At 34.3% G+C, this 827-nt stretch carries 1 protein-coding gene; it reads left to right on the top strand.

All coding sequences use genetic code 11. From position 1 onward, the window contains the following. On the top strand, positions 1-655 hold a 655-nt coding region (locus AAGF08_RS20395; protein ID WP_343513299.1), incomplete at its 5' end, for a hypothetical protein. Positions 656-827 lie beyond the last annotated feature (172 nt).

Consider the following 827-nt stretch of genomic DNA (forward strand, 5'->3'; position numbering starts at 1 on the left):
CAATTGGAATGAAAACCGTAAAGATCGAATTCAAGAACAAACCTACCTTAAGAGACTTTTAAAAGAATTAGAGTCAGATAGCGAGAGTTGGAGGTCAGCTATCGAGTATACTGCTTCCATTACTAATGAATCTAAGATAATCCTTGAGCAACTTAGCACTCAAAATGTTGTAGACACCGCTCTATTTGTTAAAAAAACTTTTGTGGTTGGTTCTCAGCTAATTCGCCGTCCTTATATACCAACCTACGATGAATTACTTTCTTCTGGCAGACTAAGTATACTGCAGAATGACTCTTTAAGAACTAAGCTAAGAACATATATGGCGATATTTAAAATGTGGGACAACCAAGGTGATTATGTGCAATGGCAATCTGATTTTGCAGATTATAAAGATCACATACATCAATACTTCTCACCATTAATTCTTACTGAGATAGGTAAAGCTGTTAGGGTTTCACGTGATTCATTAATTTCAGTTGAAAAATTGAACTCTATGGGTTTAGATTTGAGTGGTTATTTGTCTGACAAAAAATCGCTTACTCACCTAAGAAAAATTACCTATACCCATGAACAATTGAATCTTGTATATCAAAATATTCATGAAACAACACTACTTCCGTTGATTGACCGAATAAAAAGAGAGATAAAAGAATAATTTGGCAACCATTGTAGATTAAAGAAATCTTAATTATAACAAAAGCACAAAAAAGGGCTATAATTCAGCGTGGAAATAGTACAAAAACCGAAAGTAAAACATATAATCAACTTGATTTCTCTGCGGATTAGTCCTTCGGACGATTCTCCGCCGAAATCATAGCCGAACCGTT

Source organism: Algoriphagus sp. SE2, assembly GCF_039563885.1.
Lineage (GTDB): Bacteria > Bacteroidota > Bacteroidia > Cytophagales > Cyclobacteriaceae > Algoriphagus.